At 53.2% G+C, this 22634-nt stretch carries 20 protein-coding genes; 8 read left to right on the forward strand and 12 right to left on the reverse strand.

What is annotated here, in order from left to right:
- The first annotated feature begins 136 nt into the window (after positions 1–136).
- Together ACXAFI_RS12000 and ACXAFI_RS12005 are read left to right on the forward strand one after the other, a co-directional pair.
- Positions 137–1027 (forward strand): TraB/GumN family protein, encoded by an 891-nt coding sequence (locus ACXAFI_RS12000; RefSeq protein WP_475108989.1) that lies wholly within the window; start codon positions 137–139, stop codon positions 1025–1027.
- 252 nt (positions 1028–1279) lie between these two features.
- Positions 1280–2590, forward strand: coding sequence for an OprO/OprP family phosphate-selective porin (locus ACXAFI_RS12005; RefSeq protein ID WP_475108990.1), 1311 nt, complete (start codon positions 1280–1282; stop codon positions 2588–2590).
- A 48-nt stretch (positions 2591–2638) separates the two neighbouring features.
- Here ACXAFI_RS12005 and ACXAFI_RS12010 read toward each other — a convergent pair whose 3' ends face one another.
- Positions 2639–6196, reverse strand: a complete 3558-nt coding sequence (locus ACXAFI_RS12010) for an indolepyruvate ferredoxin oxidoreductase family protein (protein ID WP_475108991.1) — start codon at positions 6194–6196, stop codon at positions 2639–2641.
- Between the two features lie 277 nt (positions 6197–6473).
- On the opposite strand from ACXAFI_RS12010, the gene ACXAFI_RS12015 reads away from it, so the two are divergent.
- Entirely contained in the window at positions 6474–6944 is a 471-nt protein-coding gene (locus ACXAFI_RS12015) for an Lrp/AsnC family transcriptional regulator (protein ID WP_152452743.1), read from the forward strand.
- Positions 6945–7013: 69 nt separating this feature from the next.
- Here the strand turns inward: ACXAFI_RS12015 and ACXAFI_RS12020 are convergent, their stop codons facing one another.
- Both ACXAFI_RS12020 and ACXAFI_RS12025 read right to left on the reverse strand, forming a co-directional pair.
- On the reverse strand, positions 7014–7526 hold the full coding sequence (locus tag ACXAFI_RS12020) for a shikimate kinase (RefSeq protein ID WP_475108992.1): 513 nt from the start codon (positions 7524–7526) through the stop codon (positions 7014–7016).
- 44 nt (positions 7527–7570) lie between these two features.
- Positions 7571–8293 (reverse strand): acyltransferase, encoded by a 723-nt coding sequence (locus ACXAFI_RS12025; RefSeq protein WP_475108993.1) that lies wholly within the window; start codon positions 8291–8293, stop codon positions 7571–7573.
- A 107-nt stretch (positions 8294–8400) separates the two neighbouring features.
- Between ACXAFI_RS12025 and ACXAFI_RS12030 the strand changes: the two genes are divergently transcribed.
- A complete protein-coding gene (locus ACXAFI_RS12030) occupies positions 8401–9018 on the forward strand; it encodes a class I SAM-dependent methyltransferase (protein ID WP_475108994.1) in 618 nt (205 codons plus the stop codon).
- Here the strand turns inward: ACXAFI_RS12030 and ACXAFI_RS12035 are convergent.
- The 3 genes from ACXAFI_RS12035 to ACXAFI_RS12045 are packed head-to-tail and all read right to left on the reverse strand — an operon-like array spanning position 8947 to position 12151.
- Positions 8947–10059 (reverse strand): prenyltransferase/squalene oxidase repeat-containing protein, encoded by a 1113-nt coding sequence (locus ACXAFI_RS12035; protein ID WP_475108995.1) that lies wholly within the window; start codon positions 10057–10059, stop codon positions 8947–8949. The genes ACXAFI_RS12030 and ACXAFI_RS12035 overlap by 72 nt on opposite strands.
- Positions 10056–10808: a class I SAM-dependent methyltransferase gene (locus ACXAFI_RS12040; protein ID WP_475108996.1), complete on the reverse strand. Its 753-nt coding sequence runs from the start codon at positions 10806–10808 to the stop codon at positions 10056–10058. Before ACXAFI_RS12040 ends, ACXAFI_RS12035 begins: the two co-directional genes overlap by 4 nt.
- A complete protein-coding gene (locus ACXAFI_RS12045) occupies positions 10808–12151 on the reverse strand; it encodes a glycosyltransferase family 4 protein (RefSeq protein WP_475108997.1) in 1344 nt (447 codons plus the stop codon). The genes ACXAFI_RS12040 and ACXAFI_RS12045 overlap by 1 nt, the downstream gene beginning before the upstream one ends.
- Before the next feature lie 427 nt (positions 12152–12578).
- Between ACXAFI_RS12045 and ACXAFI_RS12050 the strand changes: the two genes are divergently transcribed.
- A complete protein-coding gene (locus tag ACXAFI_RS12050) occupies positions 12579–12812 on the forward strand; it encodes a hypothetical protein (RefSeq protein ID WP_475108998.1) in 234 nt (77 codons plus the stop codon).
- On the opposite strand, the gene ACXAFI_RS12055 is transcribed toward ACXAFI_RS12050, so the two are convergent.
- The 5 genes from ACXAFI_RS12055 to ACXAFI_RS12075 all read right to left on the reverse strand — a co-directional run bounded on the left by ACXAFI_RS12055 (position 12809) and on the right by ACXAFI_RS12075 (position 18278).
- The gene (locus tag ACXAFI_RS12055) at positions 12809–14194 is read right to left on the reverse strand and encodes a glutamine synthetase family protein (RefSeq protein ID WP_475108999.1); all 1386 of its coding nucleotides are present in this window, start codon (positions 14192–14194) and stop codon (positions 12809–12811) included. The genes ACXAFI_RS12050 and ACXAFI_RS12055 overlap by 4 nt on opposite strands.
- A gap of 122 nt (positions 14195–14316) precedes the next feature.
- Complete coding sequence (locus ACXAFI_RS12060; RefSeq protein WP_475109000.1) at positions 14317–15666, reverse strand: aspartate aminotransferase family protein; 1350 nt, start codon at positions 15664–15666, stop codon at positions 14317–14319.
- A 337-nt stretch (positions 15667–16003) separates the two neighbouring features.
- On the reverse strand, positions 16004–16675 hold the full coding sequence (locus ACXAFI_RS12065) for a GntR family transcriptional regulator (protein ID WP_475109001.1): 672 nt from the start codon (positions 16673–16675) through the stop codon (positions 16004–16006).
- Positions 16672–17778, reverse strand: a complete 1107-nt coding sequence (locus ACXAFI_RS12070) for a hypothetical protein (RefSeq protein ID WP_475109002.1) — start codon at positions 17776–17778, stop codon at positions 16672–16674. Before ACXAFI_RS12070 ends, ACXAFI_RS12065 begins: the two co-directional genes overlap by 4 nt.
- 59 nt (positions 17779–17837) lie before the next feature.
- On the reverse strand, positions 17838–18278 hold the full coding sequence (locus tag ACXAFI_RS12075; RefSeq protein ID WP_152452724.1) for a VOC family protein: 441 nt from the start codon (positions 18276–18278) through the stop codon (positions 17838–17840).
- A 75-nt stretch (positions 18279–18353) separates the two neighbouring features.
- Between ACXAFI_RS12075 and ACXAFI_RS12080 the strand changes: the two genes are divergently transcribed.
- Positions 18354–19526: a hypothetical protein gene (locus ACXAFI_RS12080; RefSeq protein WP_475109003.1), complete on the forward strand. Its 1173-nt coding sequence runs from the start codon at positions 18354–18356 to the stop codon at positions 19524–19526.
- A gap of 143 nt (positions 19527–19669) precedes the next feature.
- A complete protein-coding gene (locus ACXAFI_RS12085) occupies positions 19670–20380 on the forward strand; it encodes an SIMPL domain-containing protein (RefSeq protein WP_475109004.1) in 711 nt (236 codons plus the stop codon).
- A 60-nt stretch (positions 20381–20440) separates the two neighbouring features.
- On the opposite strand, the gene ACXAFI_RS12090 is transcribed toward ACXAFI_RS12085, so the two are convergent.
- Positions 20441–21802 carry a metal-dependent hydrolase family protein gene (locus tag ACXAFI_RS12090; RefSeq protein ID WP_475109005.1) on the reverse strand — a complete coding sequence of 454 codons (1362 nt, stop codon included), beginning with the start codon at positions 21800–21802 and terminating at the stop codon, positions 20441–20443.
- 90 nt (positions 21803–21892) lie between these two features.
- On the opposite strand from ACXAFI_RS12090, the gene ACXAFI_RS12095 reads away from it, so the two are divergent.
- Positions 21893–22504 carry a glutathione S-transferase family protein gene (locus ACXAFI_RS12095; RefSeq protein WP_475109006.1) on the forward strand — a complete coding sequence of 204 codons (612 nt, stop codon included), beginning with the start codon at positions 21893–21895 and terminating at the stop codon, positions 22502–22504.
- The last annotated feature ends 130 nt before the right edge of the window (positions 22505–22634 follow it).

Genomic DNA, 22634 nt, shown 5'->3' on the forward strand with positions numbered 1-22634 from the left:
ATAATTTCCCAGTAGATTCCACACAAGTTTGCAACAAACCCCTCTGGCCAGGCCAATTTACCAGCAAGTTCCCCCGGTATGAGATGAGCTTCACGAGTGCTAACATGACTCGCTTCAACACATTCAGGGAAAAGCAATGTTCCAACGCTATTTCACACAGTCGATCGCTCTTGTTCTTATATTGCTTGTTGGCACTGCCACCGCAGCCGAAACAGACCGCGGTATTTTCTGGAAAGCCACCAAGGAGGATAAAACTGTCTATCTGCTGGGCTCTATCCACTTGGCAACGGAAGACTTTTATCCGATGCGTGCCCAAATAGAGCGCGCCTATGCCACTAGCGACGCTATTGCCGTTGAAGCCGATGTACTCGCAGCCGAAAGCGACATAATGGTGCAACAGAAAATTATGATGGAATCGGTCTATCAAGGAGAGCGCAGCCTGCGTGACGACCTGCCAGCAGACTTATATAAGAGACTGCAAGCCTGGATGCATAAACGCAACATGCCGGAAGCCATGTTTATTCGTCAGCGTCCCGCTATCGCTATGATCTCCATGAGCATGATCGAAATGCAGGCTCTGGGCCTCAACCCTGAGTTGGGTATCGATCGTCACTTCCTAACCAAAGCCAAAAAAGATGGCAAACCGGTATTAGAGCTTGAAGGAGTCGTGCAACAATTCCAGCTTTTGAACGGCTTAGACAATCCCGCCCTTTTACTTCAGCAGACGCTAGAACAACTGGAAGATATTTCCACCTACCTACCTCAACTCACCAATGCTTGGAAAGCCGGGGATCACGATGCCCTCAACCGTCTGATATTGCTCGATGGTCTTGAGGAAAATCCCGAATACAAGCCCCTTTACGACAAGCTCTTTTTCCAGCGCAACAAAAATATGGCCAATAAGATTGCATCCAAGGCGCCAAAGTATCGTTCACTGTTTGTGGTTGTCGGCGCCGGTCATCTGGTAGGGCAAGGCAGTATTGCAGAACTGATGAAAGAAAAAGGCTATAAACTGGAGCGCATCTAATTTTTTCCAGGCAGTGTAATCACTAAGCTGAATACCTTCTTACTTTTGCCCGCGAAATATTGGCGCAGACATAAATAGTTGTCACTGTTTCACGGGCTTACCCAATACCACCCGCACTTCGCACGCTCAAAACCAGCGCCCTTTTACCCGCAAAAAAGCTGAATCGGCGAAAAATTGATTAATCGTCATACTCACTTGCTAAACTGCAACAACACGCCGCAGTTGTCACTGCAGTTTTCTAGGGAGTATCCCATGAAACGCTACGGCCTATCTTGTGCCCTAGCCTGTGCCCTTGTTTCTTCCCCCGCCACAGCCGATAAGGCCAAAACAGAAGGCGGGCTCAAAATTACCTCTGACGATGGTAATTTTTCCGCTGAGCTCGGCGGTCGAATCCATTTTGACACCTACTTTTTTGACAAGGACGACAACTACTTTGACAGTTTTTTCATAGATGATGAATTTGAGGAGCCGGTAAACACTACGGACTTTCGCCGAGTGCGCCTGGCAATGAAGGGGAAACTCTGGAAGTGGGAATACAAGCTGGAGAGGGATTTTGCCTCCGCAGGAACTGGAGGGCTTAGAGATGTATTTCTGGCCACTAAAATCTTCGACGGCAAACTTCGCATTGGCAACTTCAAACCCAGCCGCTCTATTAATGAGCTAACCAGCTCCAATGAAATCACCATGATGGAGAGATCCTTCGCCACTGCCACAGGGGTTTTCGCCGACCGCGGTCGACAACAGGGAATTGGTTGGAATACCCACTGGTGCTGCCATACATTTGGCGTCGATCTCTTTAACCTGCGCAATCCCGGTGATCCGCGCAATGAGGGCATAGGGAGCGCAGCCCGGTTTACTTGGGCCCCGATTAACGAGCCCATCAGCACCCTGCACCTCGGCGCCTATTTAAGTTATGAAGATGCCAATGAGGACACCTTAGCCCGTGAGGCCCTGGTTGAATATGCCGGGCGTCGTGGCCCGGAGCAGCTGGTTGCTTTAAGCCCTGGTGGTGGCGAATTTTTCTTTGGTGATTTTGGTGATGATGAATTTTATCAAGGTAACCCAGGTGGTGATGTGTGGATTTTTGGACTGGAGTTAGCCGGCACCTACGGTCCTTTTTACGCCCAATCAGAATACGCTTTTGGCAATTTCTCTGGAGATATCTATCTATCAGAGCTTACTTTCGAGGATTTTTTTGGCGCACCGCCCAGTTTCTTATGCGATCCATTTACCGGCTGCTTCATTGGCGATCAGGATGTGCGCACCTGGTATATCACCGGTAGCTGGGCGATCACCGGTCAGCACAAACCCTACGACGATAAAATAGGCGTTTTTAAATCCATCAAACCCACCCCACCGGAAGGCGCTTTCGAAGTAACCGCACGTTACGACACCATCGAGAATAAGGATATTCCCCGCATGAGGGTTAGCAACTTTGTTTTTGGGTTTAATTATTATTTCAACCCCAAGGTGCGTTTAATGATGAATATCACACTCGGGGATGATGATTTTACCGGCGATCAAACCAAACAGTTCGCTGTTCGAATGCAGGCTTACTGGTAGGAAAAACAACCCCGGAGGAAATCTGCCGGGGCTGTTATGGCTGGAGAGTTAACCCACCTGCTGAGCTTTAGTGGGATCGAAAATCTCAACCTCGCTGGCCTGACCAGCGTTTCGAGAAGGATTTTCGAAGCGGCTCAGCGCCAGCTCTCTTTGTCGCTGGGCTTCCAACCAGTTGGCCTCTTTGATGTGCCCATAGCCTTTAATAACCTCTGGGTAGCTAAGCAGTTCAATAGCCGCCTGGTGGTTTTGCGCATTCAACTCACCCACCACTTTCTCAACCAGCTGCTCATACTCAGTAATCAAGGCCCGCTCCATACGGCGCTCAGCGGTATAGCCAAAAATATCCAGGGCCGTACCACGCAAGAACTTCAGTTTGGCCAGGACACCAAACGCTTTATACATCCAACCGCCAAATTTCATCTTACGCGGGCGCCCCAACACCTTGTCGAAACGGGCCAATAGAGGCGGGGCAAGATTGAACTCAAGTACAAAATCGCCGCTGAAATTTTCCTGCAGAGACTGGGTAAAGCGCCCATCCGTGTAGAGGCGCGCGACCTCATACTCGTCCTTGTAAGCGAGTAGCTTGGCATAATTGCGCGCAACCACCTCCGCAAGTGCCTGACTCGCTGGCGTTTTAAGAATTTCGGCCGCTTTGACCTTATCGACCAGGCTCTGATAGCGCTTGGCTAATTCCTCATTTTGATAGCCGGTCAGGTGTTCAACCCGATGGGCAACAATCTCATCCAGCCCTTTGGGCAACACAACAGGCGCGCGGTCATGGGCGAGAAGCCGGTTTAAAATCTTTCGATCCGCTGCTGCCAGGCGCCCGGCAGCAAATCCCTGCAGGTTGCCCTCAACCGCCACGCCATTCAGCTCAATAGCCTGTAACAGCGACGCCTGGGAGAGTGGCAGAAGGCCTTTTTGCCAGGCAAAACCCAACATAAATATATTGGCCGCCAGGGTATCTCCCAGTGCAGATTTGGTCAGACGGTGGGCATCGATGGAATCCAACTCGCTAACCGCACTGCTCAGAGTATCGAGAACCGCCTGTGGAGAGTGGGCATCCTCACGGCCCAAAACGGTGGCAGCTGTGGGGCTCAGATGCGTATTAACTACCGCACGGCTATGGGTTTCATCCAGCTTGGCCAGGCAAGCGGCGAGATTCCCAGCAGCAATCAAGTCGCAGGCCATCAGTGCATCGGCGCGACCATCTGAGATACGTACCGCTTGCAGCGCTTCGGGCTGAGCGGCAAAACGAATATGGGAATAAACGGCACCGCCTTTTTGCGCGAGGCCGGTCTGATCCAGGGTGCTGCAGGCTTTGCCCTCAATATGCGCTGCCATCGCCAACAGTGCTCCGATGGTCACCACACCGGTGCCGCCCACCCCTGTCACCAGGAAGTTAAAGGGTTCAACTAGGCCTGGTAGCTGTGGCGCAGGCAACTTTTCTGCTTCTGTTCGCAATACATCGCCAACGCCTGCACCTTTGGCCAGTCGCCCACCTTTTACGGTAACAAACGAAGGGCAAAAACCATTGATACAGGACAGATCCTGGTTGCAGCCGGTTTGGTTGACGCGGCGCTTGTCCCCCAGAGCGGTGGAAACCTTTTCCACGGCAATACAGCTGGACTGTTGCACACAGTCGCCACAGCCTTCACACACCAATTCATTGATAAAGGGGCGCCCCTCCGCCTGGGGCAGCAGGCCACGTTTGCGCTTGCGTCGCAATTCAGTGGCACAGGTCTGATCGTAAATAATAACCGTACACCCTTCCACATCACGCAACTCTTCCATTACCGCCGGCATATAGTCCCGGTGGCGAATCTCTACCTCGGAAGGGAAGCTCAGAGCCCCCTGGTATTTATCCGGATTGTCCATCACCAGAACGACTTTTTGCACCCCTTCCGCCAGCACCTGGCGGCAGATCATATCCGGTGCCAACTCGCCATCGTGGGGCTGACCACCCGTCATGGCGACGGCGTCGTTGAACAGTATTTTGTAAGTGATATTGACTCTGGCGGCCACAGAGGCGCGAATGGCGAGAATTCCAGAGTGGAAATAGGTGCCATCACCCAGATTTACAAACACATGCTTTTCATCGGTGAAGGGCGCTTGCCCAACCCAGTTCACCCCTTCGGCACCCATTTGCGTAAAGGTGAATGTCTCGCGATCCAACCACTGGGCCATATAGTGGCAGCCGATACCGGCAAGGGCGCGACTGCCCTCCGGCACTTTGGTGGAACGGTTGTGGGGACAGCCGGCACAAAACATGGGTAGGCGTGACACACTGGAGCCCGCCTGTTGCGCAATGCGTTGCGCCAGGGCGTTGAGGCGCATTAAGCGGTGTTGCCCGCGCTCGCCCAACTGGTCTTGATCCAAAATCAGACCCAGCACCTGGCAGATGATGGCCGGAGACAATTCTCCATAGGCGGGCATTAAAGGCTGGTCGTGCTCATCCACTTTACCGAGGATACGCGGAAAGTTGGCGTCCTTGAGGTGGACGTTGTACAGCTCTTCTTTCAGCTGCACTTCCATCAGGCTGCGCTTCTCCTCCAGCACCAGCAGGGTATCCAGGCCCCGGGCAAATTCTTGGATGCCGGGCACATCCAGGGGATAGGTCATCCCCACCTTGAGGATACGAATGCCCAGCTGTCGGGCTTTCTCCTCATTGATACCCATATCCTCGAAGGCCTGCATCAAGTCCAGGTGGGCCTTACCGGTAGTAACGATACCTAGAGTAGCCTCTGGATTTTCCAGCACAACCTTGTTCAGTTTATTGGCCCGGGCAAATGCCAGAGCTGCCGGGCGCTTGTAGCGCCACAAACGCTCCTCCTGTTCGAGGGGATTGTCTTGTTTGCGAATATTGAGCCCACCTTCAGGGCGCTCAATCTCGGGGTAGCTGAACTGTACTCGCTGTGGATCGACTTCCACCGTAGCGGAGCTATCCATATTTTCTGCCAGAGTGATCATCGCCACCCAACAGCCACTAAAGCGAGACAACTCCAGGCCATAATGACCGTAATCCAGAACCTCCTGCACAGTTGCGGGATTCAAAACCGGAATATGCATATCCACAAAAGCAAATTCCGACTGTCCTGGATAGGAGGAAGACTTACAGCCGTGGTCATCTCCAGCGATGATAAGCGCCCCGCCCTTTGGCGAGGAACCCGCGGCATTGGCGTGGCGGAAAGCATCGCAAGAGCGGTCCACACCCGGCGTCTTGCCATACCAGATACCACAGACACCATCCACCCGGGCGCCATCGAACAGACCAACCTGCTGGGAGCCCCACACTGCAGTCGCTGCCAGCTCCTCATTCACGCCCGGTTGAAATCGGATATTGTGCTGGTCCAGTAATTTTTTGGCCCTTGAGAGCTGTAGATCGTAGCCACCCAGTGGGGAGCCGCGATAACCGGAGATAAAAGTCGCAGTATTCAGGCCGCGGGATTGATCCATCCGCATCTGGTCGATGGGCAGGCGCACCAGTGCCTGAATCCCAGAGAGAAGCACACGGCCTTTCAGAGTGGTAAAACGATCATCCAGTGATATTGGTTTTTTTACCTGGGAGTCCACCGCGCGCTGGGGACTGGCTACTTTATCAGTCATACACCTAGTTTCCGGTCATTTATTCTTCTCGAAACCCGGTTCGAGTTATAAGTCATTATTCTTCCGAATTGCTCCGCTTCAGCCGTAGAGAGTTCATTTTTTCGCCTCTCAGGTCACCCCTCTGGCGGGTAATCACAAAAAGCACTCAAGTTGAAACGGATTGGTCAGGTCATACTAGTGCGTTAAGCGCAACAGAGCATTGCTTTATTTACGTAAATGTGCGTAAATTTGTGATGAAAATCTCGATCGAGCAATTTTTTATAGGATAGGAGTCTTTATGAAGCGTTCGACAGACCTGGATGATTTCGACCGCAAGATTCTGCGAGCGCTGCAGGAGAACGCCGATTATTCCATGGCGGAGCTCGGAGACAAAGTCGGTCTTTCTCACACCCCCTGCTGGCGCCGTATCAAGAGGCTGGAAGCAGAAGGCATTATTCGCGGCCGCGTCACTCTGTTGGACCCCCGCAAACTGGACCTGGGAGTCACGGTATACTGTTACGTGACCATCCACAACCACGACGAAGAGTCCCTGAATAATTTTGAAACCGCAGTACAGGATGTACAGGAAGTGGTTGAATGCTATTCAACCAGCGGCGATAAGGACTATGTACTGCGCGTAGTCGTGGACAGCGTTGAACACTACGAACAACTGCTAAAACGTTCGCTGGTGCATCTGCCCAATGTGGCCTCGGTAAATTCCACCTTCGCGCTCAAGCAAGTGAAATACACCACTCAGTTGCCGCTCTAGCCTCCGTCAATCTTGCAGTCGAAAAAAGAGAGGCGAGATCTGAGCCCTGTAACCTCAGGGCTCACGACATCAGTCCAACCTTCGTAACTTTTGTAATAACTGATCCAGTGCCTGCTGCAGATCCAAACCATCGCAGCTCAGCGTAATATCCGCATATTTGCGATACAGAGCCTGCCGCTCCTCAAACAACTCTTCAAAACTTTGTCCCGGCGCCTTAGCTATCCCACGGCTTTCATAATTATGGATTCGCCGACTCAACTCGTCTGCAGAGCACTCCAGAAATACAACCGTGCCTTGCTCGCGTAAATTTGCCATACCCTTTGCGCTATATACCGCACTGCCCCCGGTGGAAACCACATGCTTGGGCAGCTGTGCTGCGGCAATAACCTCCCCCTCAATAGCACGCAGATTGAGGTAGTCGCTTTCCGCCATAATTTCCTGAAGGGTCTTGCCCTCTTGTGCCTGAATCAAAACATCGGTGTCGACAAAATCCAGGGCCAACTCTTTGGCCAACAAAACACCCAGAGTACTTTTGCCGGCGCCAGGCATGCCAATCAAAACAACACTTTTTCTTTTTTTCATCAGTTTATCTGTACGCAAAATCATAAGCGGAACTTAAAACACCTTTAATCACCGCGGCGGGGGAAAAATACAGAACGCAACCAGCCGAAAAAACTATTGCCTTGCAGCATATATTTATCCAGCTCATCCATATTATGAGCCTGCCGAAAAGCATCGGCAAAGAGCGCTTCGCGAGTAATCATTCTGCGCTTGGGATTAATGGTTTTTATCGGCTTGGCCGGATTGCCGGCCACCACCGTATTCGCAGGCACATCCTTGGTGACCACACTGGCCGCACCAACCACGGAATTATCGCCGATACTAACGCCTTTACAAATAGTCGCGCTATCGCCAATCCAGACATTATTACCGAGGCGTATCGGTGCGGTGCAGCGAAAGGGCCTGGTGCGGTTATAGAGGCCATGCCAGTCGGAATCGGAAATATAAACATTTGCCGCAATCATACAGGCATCGCCAATTTCTATGGATTGAGCCGCCGAAATACGAACCCCTGGGGAAATCAGCACATAATCCCCAATAGTAATAAAAGCCTCGCCCCCCTTGTGTCCAAAGGTAGTGAAGCGAATGCATTTTTCCGCATTGGAAATCAAATGCGGATAATTACCCAGGCGAACATTATTTCCAAATACATGCACTGAAGAGGGGTCCATCACTTCCGGGTCAACACCTACCGCATCAAACTGAGGAAGTAAAAAATAGTGCGTGCGCCAGTTGCGCCAACGCAACTGCAGGCGCTTCAGCCAGTAAGGCCTATGATCCTTGCGCATAATTAAATTTCTATTTGGTGGGGCCTGCTGCCCACAAAAAATCACAATTGCTTTTGTGCAAGCGCCAGTTTAGTGTTTGGGCCAAGTAAAATAGCAAGCAGTAAACTATGTCCATTCATTTGCCCATCGATATCCGAGCCATCAAGGGATTTCTCGCAGCCCACGAGGGGGAAGCGCTCTACCATCTTGCCGCTGAGGCCAGTAGCCTGGGCCCCTGCCTAGAAGTAGGCAGCTATTGCGGAAAGTCCACGATCTATTTGGCCTCAGCCTGCAAGCTGACCGACAGCGTCGTGTTTGCCGTGGATCACCATCGCGGTTCCGAGGAGCACCAGCCTGGCGAGGAGTACCACGATCCCGATTTGTTTGACCAAAAAGCCAACCTAATGGACAGCTTTCGCACCTTTCGCACAAATATGCGAACGGCCGAGCTGGAAGATTGGGTAGTGCCGGTAGTGGCCCCCTCAGCGGTGGCCGCACGTCACTGGAACACCCCGCTCGGGCTCGTATTTATCGACGGCGGACACTCTCTGGAAGCAGCAATGACGGACTATCGCAGCTGGTCTCGTCATATAGTGCCAGGCGGTTACCTGGCCATTCACGACATATTTCCCGATCCAGCCGATGGCGGCCAGGCTCCCTACGACATTTACAAGCTAGCCCTGGCTTCCGCTCAATTCGAGCTGGTCGAAACTGTCGACACTCTGGGTATCCTGCGCCGCATCTGATGGCAGGCGTACCGAGGTAAACAGCCCGCTTGCCGGCGTCAGGTCGGCAAGCGCATCTGCAGCAAGCAACATAGCGCCCACAGTCCAGGTGGTTTTTTCCTCGGGCCAGACCGCCTGATCCCGATAAACATATCCCGTCCAATAACCGCCATCACTGTCCTGCCAGCGATGCAGGCCCCGGTAAATAATCTCGGCGCGAGCCCGCTGACCTGAGGCCAGCAACGCCATGGTCAACTCGCAGGATTCCGCCACCGTTACCCAGGGTTCATCATTCACACAGCGGCAGCCTAAACCGGCCACCACAAATTCATCCCAACGCTGTTGAAGACGCGCTCGGGCGGCTTCTCCAGCAATAGCGCCAGTGAGCACGGGGTAAAACCAGTCCATGGAAAAGCGCGCTTTGCTCTCCCAGGTCCGGTCAAAACGTTCGGGCTTGTTCTGTAACGCCTCGCCGAGTGCAGCGCGGCCCCGCATCCACTCCGTGCGCTCCAGCCCCAGTGCACTGGCAATATTGATCGCGCATTCCAGGCTTTTATAAACCGAGGCACACCCGGTAATCAGGGCATCCTCTTTGTGTTTTCCCTCGGCGTCTACAGCCCAGTGAATCTCACCGTGTTCGGTCTGCAGGCCCAAGACAAAATCGATGGCGCGCTCCACCATCGGCCAGTACCGCTGTAGAAAACGACTATCACCGCTAATCAGGTAATACTGCCAGACCCCAGTGGCCACATAAGCGACAAAATTACTCTCCCGGCGCTCGCTATTATCAATCGCCCCGTCTTTATAAGCCGCCCACCAGCTGCCATCCTGCAGCTGAATATCCGCCAACCAACGATAGGCCTTTTCCGCAGCGACAAACTCCCCGGCGATGGCCAATCCCATGGCCGCCTCTACGTGATCCCAGGGGTCGGCGTAATGCCCTTTAAACCAGGGAATTGAGCCATCGGGCAACTGTTGAGAAAGGATGTAGGCGGCACTATCGCGCACAAAGCCGGTAGGAAACAGGCTCGCCTTCTTTTGGGATGTTACCGTTTCAGTCACGAGTTCACCTCCTCGGCCAGAGGTAGGCGCTCAGGAACCCGCTGCTCCGCCTTCACAAAATAGAGCGCGATACTTTTTCCCAAAAGCGGGTTCAACAATTTCTCCGTCACACGGGTGAGCGCGGGCCGCTTCATCAAGTCCCAAACAAGCAGGCGATGATAGGCAGCCACCAGGCGATTATCCGGTTTGTTCCAAAACAGACACTTTAACCACCAATAGGGAGAGTGCAAAGCATGGGCCTTGTGGCGGGCGAAATGCCGGTGTCCCAGGGCTTCAATGCTCTGGCGCAGTTCGCGCTCACGGAAAATGCGGATATGCCCCCCCTCTACCTGATGGTACTCATCGCTGAGTTGCCAGCAGATCCACTCGGGGAAATACGCCGGTACGGTGGCGGCAAAGATGCCCGAAGGTTTTAGCACACGATCTATTTCTGCGAGGACTTCTTTGTACTCGTGAATGTGCTCCAATACTTCGGAGCAGATCACCACATCAAATGTGGCATCGGCAAAAGGCAGCTGTAAGCCATTCGCCACCCCGAGTAATAGGCGCCCTTTGGCATGCTCTGGATGGTTAAAAGGTTCGGCACGCTCACTGGCGGTGCGCACATCATTGAGGCACAGGTCTATGCCGTAGACATCCACCTCATCCGTGATCATCAAATGGATGGAATGGCGCCCCTCGCCACAGCCCAGGTCCAAAACTTTTTGCCCTGGGCGAAGATTCAAGTGTTGCGGATCTACAGTAATCATTAAGCTGCCTCCGCACCGCTGACATCTGCGTCAACTAAATCGTTTTCTTTCTGCTGTTGTACAGCCGGCTCGCCGAGTATTTCGCGGTAGTAAGCGACTAGGTTTTCTGCCGCCAGACTCCAGCAGAACTTATTTTCTATACGCGCCCTGCCTTGAGCACCCATATTGGCTTGTAAAGACTTATCCTCCAGAACGCGCCCCAAAGCCTCTGCCAGCGCATTGCTGTCACCGGCCGGGACGACGATACCCGCATTGCCAACTACTTCTGGCAGAGCGCCACCATCACTGGAAACCACCGGGGCCCCGCAAGCCATCGCCTCGCCTGCTGGCAGACCAAACCCTTCATAAAGTGACGGACAGGCAACAACTGTTGCACTGCGATAATGATTCACCAGTTCTTCATTGGAAATACCGGAAACAAACTGCACTGCATCCTGTAATTTCAGCTTTTTCAGCAGCTTTTCGGTGGCGCCGCCCTCGCGTAAGCGCCCGACCACCAATAGTTCCAAATCGGGAAAGCGCTCTCGCAATCCAGCCATGGCCTGTAACAAGACCCCAAGGCCTTTGAGCGGCTGATCCGCCGATGAGGTCGTCATGATGCGCAAGGGCTGGCGATGTACTTTGTCGTCGGGACTGAATATCTCTGTGTCGATACCGTTGTAAATCAGGTGGATCTGTTCTGGTGCTACCCCAAACTGCTCGATGATATCCCGCTCTGACTGTCGCGATACCGTGACAATATGGCGTAATTTCCTCGAGACCTTAATCTGCATATTGAGGAAGTTATGCCAGCGCCGCACCAATAAACGAAAACGCCAGTCCGGCGCCGCATCCAGGGCTAACTGACGATCGCGGGTAATGGGATGGTGAATAGTGGCAACAACCGGAAGGCCGCTGCGCTCGATATCCAACAGGCCGTAGCAAAGGGATTGATTATCGTGAACTATGTCGTACTTGTGGCCATGCTGGCGCAGGTATTTGCGCACTCGGCGGCCAAAGGTATAAGGCTCGGCAAAACCGCCGGTCAGTTTACTCCACCACTCAAAGAAATCCGCCCAGGAGAGCAGGTGTTTTGGTCTAAGGGCAAGGCTGGGCTTTTCTACTTCATAGAGATTGAGGCCGGGCATCTTAATCAGCTTGACCCTTTCATCCAATTCCGGATAGGGCTGGCCGGATATAACATCCACGGAATGACCGGCATCAACCAGTGCCTTACTCAAATAACGGAGATAAATACCCTGGCCACCACTGTGCGGGTGGCTGCGATAACCCAGTAGACATATTTTTAGTGGCCGTGTCTCGCCAGCCATTGGACCGTCTGCACAATTTCCCAAGGCGGTCATAGATTCCCCATCTGCTTGTTCTGAGACCCACATACATTAATCAAAAATGCAGCGCCGGGCTGTGAAGCCTGGCTATAGCAGTCGACCAATCCGGGGCCCTACGCTGGTAAAGCGGAAGAATACACTGGCGGAGAAATGACTGCTAGGCAGAAGCAGTCCACGCTGTTGGCCAGTCCGCCCTTCCGCGTGGCTTCTGAAGCCAAATAAATGAAGCGAGTGAATTCCCCCTCAATGGTATTTTCGCCGGTGAGATTTTGGCGAGCGCCTAAAAATTCACACAAAGCTTATAGCCCTATGGTCACTGCAAGCCCCTATTCTGCGCATAACCCACCCAAAATACCGCACCTCAAAAAACTGTAACGGATTATTTACCTGACAGTAACGTCTAAATTTCGTCACTTGAAACAGGTTAGGCGCAAAGAGAAAGGTGGCATTAGTTTTTTCAGCGGAAGAGCTAACCAAAAGCGAACCTGATTATTTTTTTGGCAAAAAAATGCCCGCCAATGGCGGGCCAGGTTTCTCGAACACACTTTCAGGAGGAGAGTTTCAAGCACGTTACGCACTTAAATTTAGGTATAGCAGAGTATTGCCACTCTCCAGAGCCCCTGTCGCAAAAGCCGTTCAGTATTTATACGCCGGTAGTCAACAGGCCAAAAATTAAACCCGATGCAAGTAACTTTGATATTCCACATCGGTAACTCGGGCGCCAATTTCTGCCATCTCCTGGCGCTTCAGCATCAAGAAAAGCTCGACAAACCGAGGATCGAGATACTCGCGCCACAAGACACTTCTACCAAAGCGCTTGAGTGCCCCACTCCAGGTGTTGATCAGCTGTTCGCTTTGCACCTGGTAGGCATCACCTTCCACCGGTTCAGGCGCTTGCAACTGGTTCTCTAGACCATGGCAGACACCAGCCAAAATACCCGCCAAAACCAAATAGGGGTTCACATCCGCACCGGCGATACGGTGCTCGATACGACGGGCTTCTGGGTTGCTGGCTGGGACACGCAGTGTTGTGGTGCGGTTATCGTAGCCCCAACACAGGTTCAGCGGTGCGTGAGAGCTTTCCTGGAAACGGCGGTAAGAGTTGCTGTGCGGCGCGAAAAAGGCCATCGCATCATTGGCTGTTGCCAGCATACCCGCGGCTGCCTGACGCAACAGCTCGGAGCCCTCCTCACTGCCATCATCGAAAACATTTTTGCCACTGCTATCAATCAGACTTAAGTGCACATGCATGCCATTGCCAGCCTGATCCCCAAAGGGTTTGGCCATAGTGCTCACACGGAAGCCATGACTGCGCGCTACGCCTTTCAATAAGCGCTTAAACAGCAATGTCTGGTCGGCTACTTTGACCGGATCGGCACTGTGCAGCAGATTGATTTCAAATTGACCGGGTGCACACTCTGAAAGTACCGAGTCAGCGGGAATGCCCTGAGCCTCGCAGGCGGCGCGTACATCGGCAAAAAAGTGACGCTGCGCATTCAGTTCAGACAGATCGTATACATCCGTGGAAGGCACCAGCTCGGCATCATTGTCACTAACCGGACGCGGGCGCGCTAAATGGTCAACATCATCGCGCAGCAGGTAAAACTCCAATTCGGTGGCACAAACCGCGGTATAGCCGAGCTTCTGCAGGCGATCCACCACCCGCTGCAGCTGGGCGCGCGGATCGGCATAAAGTGGGGAACCATCCGCTTCGTGCAACTGCATATGCAGTTGCGCCGTCTCCTCCCGGTGCCAGGGCGCCAGGCTGATCGGCGATACCGGCAGGCAGACACCATCACTGTCACCACTGGCGAACACCAGGGGACTGTCTTCAATATCCCGTCCCCAGATATCCAGGCTAACGGCGCTGCGCGGCATTTGCAGACTCCCCTTGAGCAGCTTCTCCGCTGCTTCAGCAGGCAGCCATTTACCGCGGGGGACGCCATTGATGTCGAACATAAAGCCTTCGATCCACTTTAGGTCCGGGTGCTCTGCCAGGAATTTGCGCGACTGCTCCAGCAGCTCTGGCTGGGCAGTAAATTCTTTTTCTTGTGACATAAGTTGCCTGAGGTAGTCCTGTCAAACCGCAGAAGCGGCCCAGGGCTGCCCCCATGTCCGCCTTTGGCGAATTATGAGTGACAGCCTTGCGCCGCTTCCAATAAGGGGGCGAAACCCCGAGTTTACGCTAGAGCTTTAGCGGTGTCGTCTAGTGCGCGATGCGCTTTCTCCACCAACTCATCCACCTGCTCGGTGGTGATAATCAGCGGCGGCGCAATCACCATCGCATCACCAACAGCACGCATCACCAAACCGTGTTTGATACTCAGGTCGCGGCATACCGCGCCGGCGGTACAGTCGTCATCGAAGCGGGCGCGACTGGCCTTGTCCTTCACCAGCTCCAGAGCGCCGACCATACCCAGGCTGCGCGCCTCACCAACAATCGGGTGTTCGGCCAGCTCAGCCCAGCGCTTGGCCAGATAGGGGCCAGTTACATCGCGCACATTCTCGATGATTCTTTCGTTGCGCAGGATGTTGATAGTGGCCAGGCCTGCCATACAGGCCGCTGGGTGTGCGGAGTAGGTATAGCCGTGAGTGAACTCACCGCCCTTGCTCTTGATCACATCCGCAACGCGATCACCCACCATGGTACCGCCCAGAGGGAAGTAACCGTTGGTCACCGCTTTGGCGAAAGTCATCAGGTCGGGCTTGAGGCCGTAGTAATCGGCGCCGAACCATTCGCCGGTGCGACCGAAACCAAAGATCACCTCGTCCATTACTAACAGGATGTCGTACTGATCCAGTACTTTCTTCACTTCAGGCCAGTAGGTCTCTGGCGGAATGACCACACCACCGGCGCCCTGGATAGGTTCGGCAATAAAGGCGGCCACTTTCTCAGGGCCCAGCTCCTGGATTTTTTCATCGAGGCTGCGCGCGGCCTGGATACCGAACTCCTCTGGAGACAGTTCACCGCCCTCGGCAAACCAGTAAGGCTGCTGCACGTGTTCAATGTAATCCAGCGGCTGGAACTGTTTGTGCATGCCGCTCATGCCACCCAGGCTGGCACCGGCGATGGTGGAGCCGTGGTAACCATTCTTGCGGGAAATCACAATGCGCTTCTCGGGCTTGTCCTGTAAGTCCCAGAAACGGCGGATCAGACGCAGGTTGGTGTCATTCGCCTCGGAACCAGAGCCGGTGAAGAATACATTGCTCATATTGGTGGGGGTTACTTCCGCCAGAGCGTCTGCCAACTCAATGGACGGCACGGTAGTGCACTGAAAGAAGCTGTTGTAGAACGGCAGAGTATTCAGCTGCTCATAAATAGCGTCACTGATTTCCTTGCGGCTGTAACCCAGGTTGCAGCACCACAGACCGGACATGCCATCCAGCATACGGTTGCCATCGATATCGGTGATATAAGCGCCCTCGGCACTGGTGATCACACGGGTGCCCTGTTGCCCCAGATCGTTGAAGTCGGTAAAGGGGTGCAGCAGGTGCTCGCGATCGTGTTGTTGCAGCTCACTTTTGTTCATATTTCGCTCCTGGCTTTTGCTCGGGGGCTCTCTACAGCACCGGACTGAGTCCGCATGGGTGTTGAACGAGTCCTCCCGCAAATTGATCACCTGCCCTCCTGAGCCCGTTTAAGGGCACGGCCGGGCGGCATATTGCTTCCAACATTTGTGATCACATTCTAGTGGCGAGACTAACGGAAGCGCAAGATCTATCTATGCCTCTGAGTAACAATAGAGTCCAAAGCGCCAATTACCCTTGGTGAGAAGAAAACCCCGAGGTCAAATCACAACGACATGAGCCCTCGCAACTTGAATAGTGAGAAGGCTTTTTTAGAGGCTTAAAAGGTTATTAGAACGGTTAAAGTAGTTCTTCTGCGGAAATGGAACCAAGTCCTTCCTCAATATCCTGGCGGATTGCCAAGCGCAATCGCGCCACATTGCCATCGGCAATCGCATCCAGCAGGTCCTCGTGACGATCCGGCAACTCTTGTACACCGAAGCGCTGGAATACCAGGTGCTGAAGGGGAGCAGTTTGCAGCCAAAGGCTCTCAATCAACGAGAGAATGATATGAGGGTGTCCCAAGCGGTAGAGGGTAAAGTGAAAGTCGAGATTGGCCGTCACATATTCCTCGATATTCTTCTCTATAAGCGCGCTAGTGACACGGGCATCCAGCTGACGCAGCTGCTCAAGAGCCCCCTGCCCCACAAAAGGTAGTGCCTGCTCTGCGGCCTGACACTCCAGCGCAACCCGCGCCGCACAGATCTCCGCAAGCTTCTCCGGGGTCATTGTGGGCACTGTGACACGGCGGGTGTCGGACAACTCCAATGCCCGCTCTGAGGTGAGGCGCCGCAAGGCCTCGCGAACGGGCATGGGACTGCAGTTCAACTCCGCCGCCAATCCCCGGATAGTGATCGGATGACCCGGCAAAAACTTGCCGCGCAAAATGGCATCACGGACCTGAAAGTAGACCCGCTCCTGGGTGGTGCGAAACGCCTCCTGAGGAGGGTTAAACTCAGGTGCCATATTCATGCGGCCCCAACCTGCTGCAATTTATGCGGCAAGTCATCGGACCCCACCTCAATAAGGTGATCCGCCACCTGACCCGTCTGCCAGATTTCATAAAAATCATCTGCCACCTGTCGACTCATCTCAACCACTTTTTTCCAGTAATTCACGCGCTCATCTGTGCTCAATTTATAAAAGTCATTACGGTCAGGGATTTTGCCAAATGGCAGCTTCTCGACAAATTTAGGCGATGGCGCAATCAGTAGTGTCGATGCCATGGCATCGCCGCGCACACGTCGCCAAGACAAGCCCTTATCGAACCAACCCGGCACCATAAACGGGAAAAAATGCGGATAGAGCACTAAGCCGGGCGGGTGGTTGAATCGAAGATCAAAATGGTAATCGGTGATCCCCCCATCGCGATAATTGCCCAAAGGCGCGCCAACGGGGTTGCGCACGCCCGCCATCACCAGAGGGATAGAACCACTGGCAAGCACCGCCGCGCAGACGTTTGCGCGATTGAGGGGAGAGTTCACCGTACTCAAATTCCCAAACGCCACCGCGGGCTGTGCCTGAGAGTGGAACACTACCCGCTCCCAAAAGGCCTTCAAGCTGTGTCTGGAGAAGGCATTAGCCAACGCAGAAGTGAAAAGTGCCGGAGCCAGCAGAGCCCGCTTTTCACTGGCCAGGGGCCCGCGCCCGCGCGCTGTAACGAAGTGACTGTGCCACAAGGGGTTCTCTACCACTTCACTCGCGCCATTTTCCCCCAAAACTTCCAGCAGAATCGCCTCCCCCGCCGCGGTAATCTCCGCTGGGGTAGGCCTGGCGGTGCCGTAGCTCTGGTGGATATAACCGTATTCCAAGCGCTCCAGTGCCGCTAGAGGTTCCTCCATGGCGTAACACATATTGCGGAAACTGCCGATGGAAGAGCCCAGTGTCGCAATAGGCTCGCAGCGATCCTTAAAAAAGTCGCCCATGAGAACCCGATCCAGCTGGCTGATAACCAGCCACTTGGGACCTCCAGAGGCGCCGACCAGGGTGGAGAACTGCCCCTGGTGCAATCCCTCTTCGCGAACCCTGCGCGCCGCAACAGCGCCGGCCAGTAAAATACAACTGCGGTTCTTCACATAATGTCCTTACAAATCAGCCTATAGCCAAGGTTTATTGGGAGCTTCCTTAGGGAAAATTACCATTCGCCGGTATTCTCCATCGACTTCCAGGGCTCCTTGGGCTCCAGAGGCTCACCATTTTGCAGCAGTTCAATCGATATGCCATCCGGCGAGCGGAAAAAGGCCATATGACCATCGCGAGGGGGGCGATTGATGGTGATTCCTGCGTCCATCATTCGCTGACAAACCGCATAGATATCATTGACTCCATAGGCCAGATGGCCAAAATTACGCCCACCACTGTAGGACTCAGGGTCCCAATTGTATGTGAGCTCCAGCGTGGGGGCTTTCTTCTCGCGGGCACTATCAACATCCTCTGGTGCCGCAAGGTACACCAAAGTGAAACGCCCCTTGTCATAGTCGTTGCGATTCACCACCTGCAAGCCCAATTTCTCACAGTAAAATTTTAAGGATTCTTCCAGGTTGGCCACGCGGACCATTGTGTGCAGGTATCTCACCCTCTACTCCTTCCTATTGCCAAGCTTTACAATCGGGGAATAATAAATAATTCAGCTTCGCCCGGCGAAAAGCAAATGTATAAAAAATTCTATCGTGCGTTTTCTCAAGCACCCAGCGGCAGCCCATCCTCCATGCTGCACATGGCCTGCCACTCGCATCATTACTGGCCCGACGTGACACTGGAGGCGGTCCAGCAATACTGGCAGGATGCAGCGCTACTCGCCGATGACAAGTGGGGACCTATTTTCCAGGAAAAAATACCCGCCTGGCAAAGTGCTGTCGCGCGCGCACTAAACCTTCCCGACGCTTCTCAAATAGCTATTGCCCCCAATACCCACGAGCTTGTCTACCGGCTACTTAGCACCTTCCCTTTCACTGAACCCCTGCATATCCTCACCACAGATGGAGAATTTTACAGTTTCACCCGCCAGTTACAGCGGCTGGAGGAATTACCCAACATACAGGTAACCCGTATCCCCAAACACCCCTTCTCCACCCTGGCAGAGCGCTTCGAGAGAGAGCTGCATACCGGTAACTACCAGCTGGCTTATGCCAGCCTAGTATTTTTCGACTCTGGCGTGGTTTTCCCCGAATTGATTCGCATCGCCGAACGAAAGCCAATCCAAACCCAGTTTGTTATCGACGGATACCATGGATTTTTCGCTCGTCCAATCGACCTAAGCACCATCGCCGATAAAGCCTTTTTCACTGCCGGCTCCTATAAATACCTGGGCGCTGGCGAGGGAATGTGCTTTATGAGCATCCCCCGCCACTGCACTCTGCGGCCTCTAAACACCGGCTGGTTTGCAGAAATAGCAGAGCTGGAAAATCGCAGCGGCAGTGTCGGCTATGGGGACAACTGGCTGAGGTTTGCCGGAGCCACCATGGATTATTCCTGCCTGTACAAAGGCTTGGCTATTTTTGAGCTGTTTCGCCGCGAGGGCATTACCGTGGAAAAAATCCACAACTATGTCCTCGCTGCACAACAGCGATTCCTGCGCACCATGGATAGCGCCGGCCACCCTTTTCTCAATCGTGAGCATTTAATCCATCACGACCTGGAGCATGGTCATGGACATTTCTTCACTTTTGATTGTCACAGCGCAGAGAATGCAGAGAAATTACAAAGTGAATTAAAAGCCCGCGCCGTCCTTTGCGACCGGAGACAGCAGTGGCTGCGATTGGGGTTTGCCATCTACCACGACCGCGAAGAAACATACCAACAGGTTTTTGGTTCTTACGAATAAGAAAGGAGGAAAGGATTTGCACCGTTATAGCCAACCCGCTGGATCCGGTATCCTCAGCTGAGGTTCAGACAAGCTTAGATAATATTTTTGACGCCAAGTGCATTGCTATATCGCCAACCCATAGCGATAGATAAGGAAAAACCATGAAGTTAGTAAAATTTTCGACCATTACACTACTCGCCCTGATACTTAGCGCCTGTGATAGCGGGCAGGCACCCTCGCTGCGTGGCACCCTGGTATCTATCGCAGCCCAGGGCGAGACCAGCCAGGCCCCCGATGTTGCCAACTTGTCTGTAGGCGTGGTGACAGAGGCGGACGATAGCAAAAAAGCGATGCAAGATAACGCAGAGCAAATGGATTCTCTGATGAAGGCGATTAAAAAAGCCGGCATTGCCAAGAAGGATATTCAAACCAGCGGCGTCAGCCTCTCTCCCCGTTACCACTACCAAAGAGATCAGAAACCCAAAATCGTCGGTTACACCGCACGTAATACCGTCAACATCAAAGTGCGTGAGCTGGATAAACTGGGAACCGTGTTGGACGACCTCACCGCCGCCGGTGCCAACCAGATTAACGGACCCAGCTTTGAGATTGGTGAGCCGGGACCGGTAAAAGCCGAAGCCCGTGAGAAAGCCCTGATCGATGCCCAGGAGCGAGCAACCATTTATGCCAAAGCGCTGGGGATGAAAGTTCGCCGGATCGTCAGCATCTCTGAACAGGGCAGTGGCGGTATGCCCCGTCCGATGATGATGCGCGGCCAGATGGAGTCAATGAAAGACAGCGCCTCAACGCCAATTGCACCCGGTGAAACCACCGTGTCGGTGAACCTGGACCTGGTCTTCGAATTGGAATAATCAGTAGCTTTTTACCGGCTCCGCAATGTTTTGCGGCGCCGGCACCCTAGACACCCACCGTCAGCCATTCTCCTCATGCTCCAGAAATACCTCCACGGCCGGCTCACTGGGGTATTTGAAAATCTTGCCTTCCTTCATCACAAACTGCACTCGCTGCAATTCGGAGATATCCTCCAGAGGATTGCCCGCGACTGCAATAATATCTGCGAGCTTGCCCTCACTGAGACTGCCAAGTTCATCTTGGATCTGTAGCAATTGTGCGGCATTCCAGGTTGCTGAGCGGATAGCGTCAGCAGGAGACATACCGCCCTGCACCATCAAAACAAATTCCCTCGCATTCTCCCCGTGCCGGGTCACGCCGGTATCGGTCCCAAAAGCAATTTTAACTCCGCGTTTATAGGCCTTGGAAAAAGTCTCCTGCATCAAGGGCCCCATGGTGGCAGCTTTGGGGCGCACTATTTCCGGCAAAAAGCCATCGATCGCAGATTTCTCGGTTACCCACTCCCCAGCCATCAAGGTCGGGACAAACCAGGTGTTGTTGCGGCGCATCAAGTCCATCACCTCTTCATCCATGTAAGTACCATGCTCAATGGAATCCACGCCGGCACGAATAGCCCGAATCATGCCTTCCTTACCATGGGCGTGCACCGCTACGGTAAAACCATAATCCTTGGCGGTGGAGACAATTGCCTCCAACTCATCTTGCATAAATTGTGGATTTTGCCCATTTTTCGCAACGCTCAATACTCCGCCGGTCGCGGTGATTTTGATCAGATCGGCACCGTCCTTATAGCGCTGGCGAATCGCCTTGCGCGCAGAAATAGGCCCATCCACAACGCCATCAACCGGGCCGGGATTTCCCACCAGATCATGGCGACGGCCATTAGTGGGGTCGGCGTGACCACCCGTGGTTGCAATGGATTTTCCCGCAGTGTAAATCCTCGGGCCTTCAATAGTGCCGGCCTCAATCGCATGGCGCAGACTGACCGTGACATTATCGTGATCACCCAAATTACGAATGGTAGTAAAACCCGACTGCAGAGTACGGTTGGCCGCATCGACACCGCGAAGGGTGAAGTCTGCCGCGTTCCAGGTATAGGATTCCATGTAAGCGCGAGGACCAAACTCATAGGTCAGGTGGCTATGCATATCCATCAGCCCAGGAAGCACAGTGAAATTGCGCAAATCAATGAGAATTTCACTCTCCCGCTTGGCAAATCCTTTTTGCACCGACTCGATACGACCATCCACGATATGAATGGTACGGTTCTCCAACAATTTACCATTGCTGCTATTGAAGAGTTTGCCCGCATAGATGGCCATTTCCTCAGCAGAAATTTGCTGACAAAACAGGCCTACAAAAACAGCCAAGGCCGTGACAGTGCGGCGAAAGAAGCAGTCTCTCTTGGAACTTGTTGTCATTGTCCTCACCAGTAAGTCTCTTTTAGATTTGTTGTGTTTTTATGGAAAGTTGCTCAATTTAACGCAATCACCAAGGCGAGAGAAAGCCCTATGAAAATCTATGAGTTTGCAAGCGCTCCCAATTGTCGTCGAGTTCGCATGTATCTTGCGGAAAAAGGCATCGAAGTTGAATTTTCCCATGTAGATATCGCCAAGGGCGAAAACCTCAGCCCCGAATATCGCAGCAAAGATATCAACAAAAAAGTCCCTTTATTAGAACTGGATGATGGCACTTATATCTCAGAATCTGTAGCCATCCAGCGCTACTTTGAAGAACTACACCCAGAACCGGCACTGTTTGGCCGCGATGCAAAAGAAAAAGCGCTGGTAGAAATGTGGAATCGCCGTGCCGACTTCAACTTAATGTTCCCAGTAGGCATGTGCTTCCAACATGTATCGGGCTTTTTCAAAGACCGCATGAATGTCTACCCCGAGTTTGGCGAGGATTCCGGTAAGCGCGCAATAAAGTTTATGGGCGTCCTCAATGATCACTTCTCGGATCATGAATATCTGGCAGGAGACTATTTTTCTGTAGCGGATATCAGCATGGTTTGCAGCCTGGATTTTGGTAAAGTGCAAAACCTACGCCCGGATGCCGAAAAGCACCCCCACCTGATACGCTGGCGTGAACAACTCAAGCAACGCCCGAGCTTTAAAGCCTAAAGTGAGTTTGACAGGTCCTAGCCGCAAGAACTGAAATGATCTAGCTCTATGGCCGCATAAAGAGTCAGCAGACACCACACAAAAAAATGCCCCGATTCATAAGAGAGCGGGGCATTTTTTATGTAACAAT

This window comes from Microbulbifer sp. ABH2_005 (assembly GCF_056160005.1).

Bases quoted from the DNA above. Each gene is read 5' to 3' on its own strand.
- ACXAFI_RS12000 (WP_475108989.1), top strand. From the start codon at position 137: ATGTTCCAACGCTATTTCACACAGTCGATCGCTCTTGTTCTTATATTG.
- ACXAFI_RS12005 (WP_475108990.1), top strand. From the start codon at position 1,280: ATGAAACGCTACGGCCTATCTTGTGCCCTAGCCTGTGCCCTTGTTTCT.
- ACXAFI_RS12010 (WP_475108991.1), bottom strand. From the start codon at position 6,196: ATGACTGATAAAGTAGCCAGTCCCCAGCGCGCGGTGGACTCCCAGGTA.
- ACXAFI_RS12015 (WP_152452743.1), top strand. From the start codon at position 6,474: ATGAAGCGTTCGACAGACCTGGATGATTTCGACCGCAAGATTCTGCGA.
- ACXAFI_RS12020 (WP_475108992.1), bottom strand. From the start codon at position 7,526: ATGAAAAAAAGAAAAAGTGTTGTTTTGATTGGCATGCCTGGCGCCGGC.
- ACXAFI_RS12025 (WP_475108993.1), bottom strand. From the start codon at position 8,293: ATGCGCAAGGATCATAGGCCTTACTGGCTGAAGCGCCTGCAGTTGCGT.
- ACXAFI_RS12030 (WP_475108994.1), top strand. From the start codon at position 8,401: ATGTCCATTCATTTGCCCATCGATATCCGAGCCATCAAGGGATTTCTC.
- ACXAFI_RS12040 (WP_475108996.1), bottom strand. From the start codon at position 10,808: ATGATTACTGTAGATCCGCAACACTTGAATCTTCGCCCAGGGCAAAAA.
- ACXAFI_RS12045 (WP_475108997.1), bottom strand. From the start codon at position 12,151: ATGACCGCCTTGGGAAATTGTGCAGACGGTCCAATGGCTGGCGAGACA.
- ACXAFI_RS12055 (WP_475108999.1), bottom strand. From the start codon at position 14,194: ATGTCACAAGAAAAAGAATTTACTGCCCAGCCAGAGCTGCTGGAGCAG.
- ACXAFI_RS12060 (WP_475109000.1), bottom strand. From the start codon at position 15,666: ATGAACAAAAGTGAGCTGCAACAACACGATCGCGAGCACCTGCTGCAC.
- ACXAFI_RS12065 (WP_475109001.1), bottom strand. From the start codon at position 16,675: ATGAATATGGCACCTGAGTTTAACCCTCCTCAGGAGGCGTTTCGCACC.
- ACXAFI_RS12080 (WP_475109003.1), top strand. From the start codon at position 18,354: ATGTATAAAAAATTCTATCGTGCGTTTTCTCAAGCACCCAGCGGCAGC.
- ACXAFI_RS12085 (WP_475109004.1), top strand. From the start codon at position 19,670: ATGAAGTTAGTAAAATTTTCGACCATTACACTACTCGCCCTGATACTT.
- ACXAFI_RS12090 (WP_475109005.1), bottom strand. From the start codon at position 21,802: ATGACAACAAGTTCCAAGAGAGACTGCTTCTTTCGCCGCACTGTCACG.
- ACXAFI_RS12095 (WP_475109006.1), top strand. From the start codon at position 21,893: ATGAAAATCTATGAGTTTGCAAGCGCTCCCAATTGTCGTCGAGTTCGC.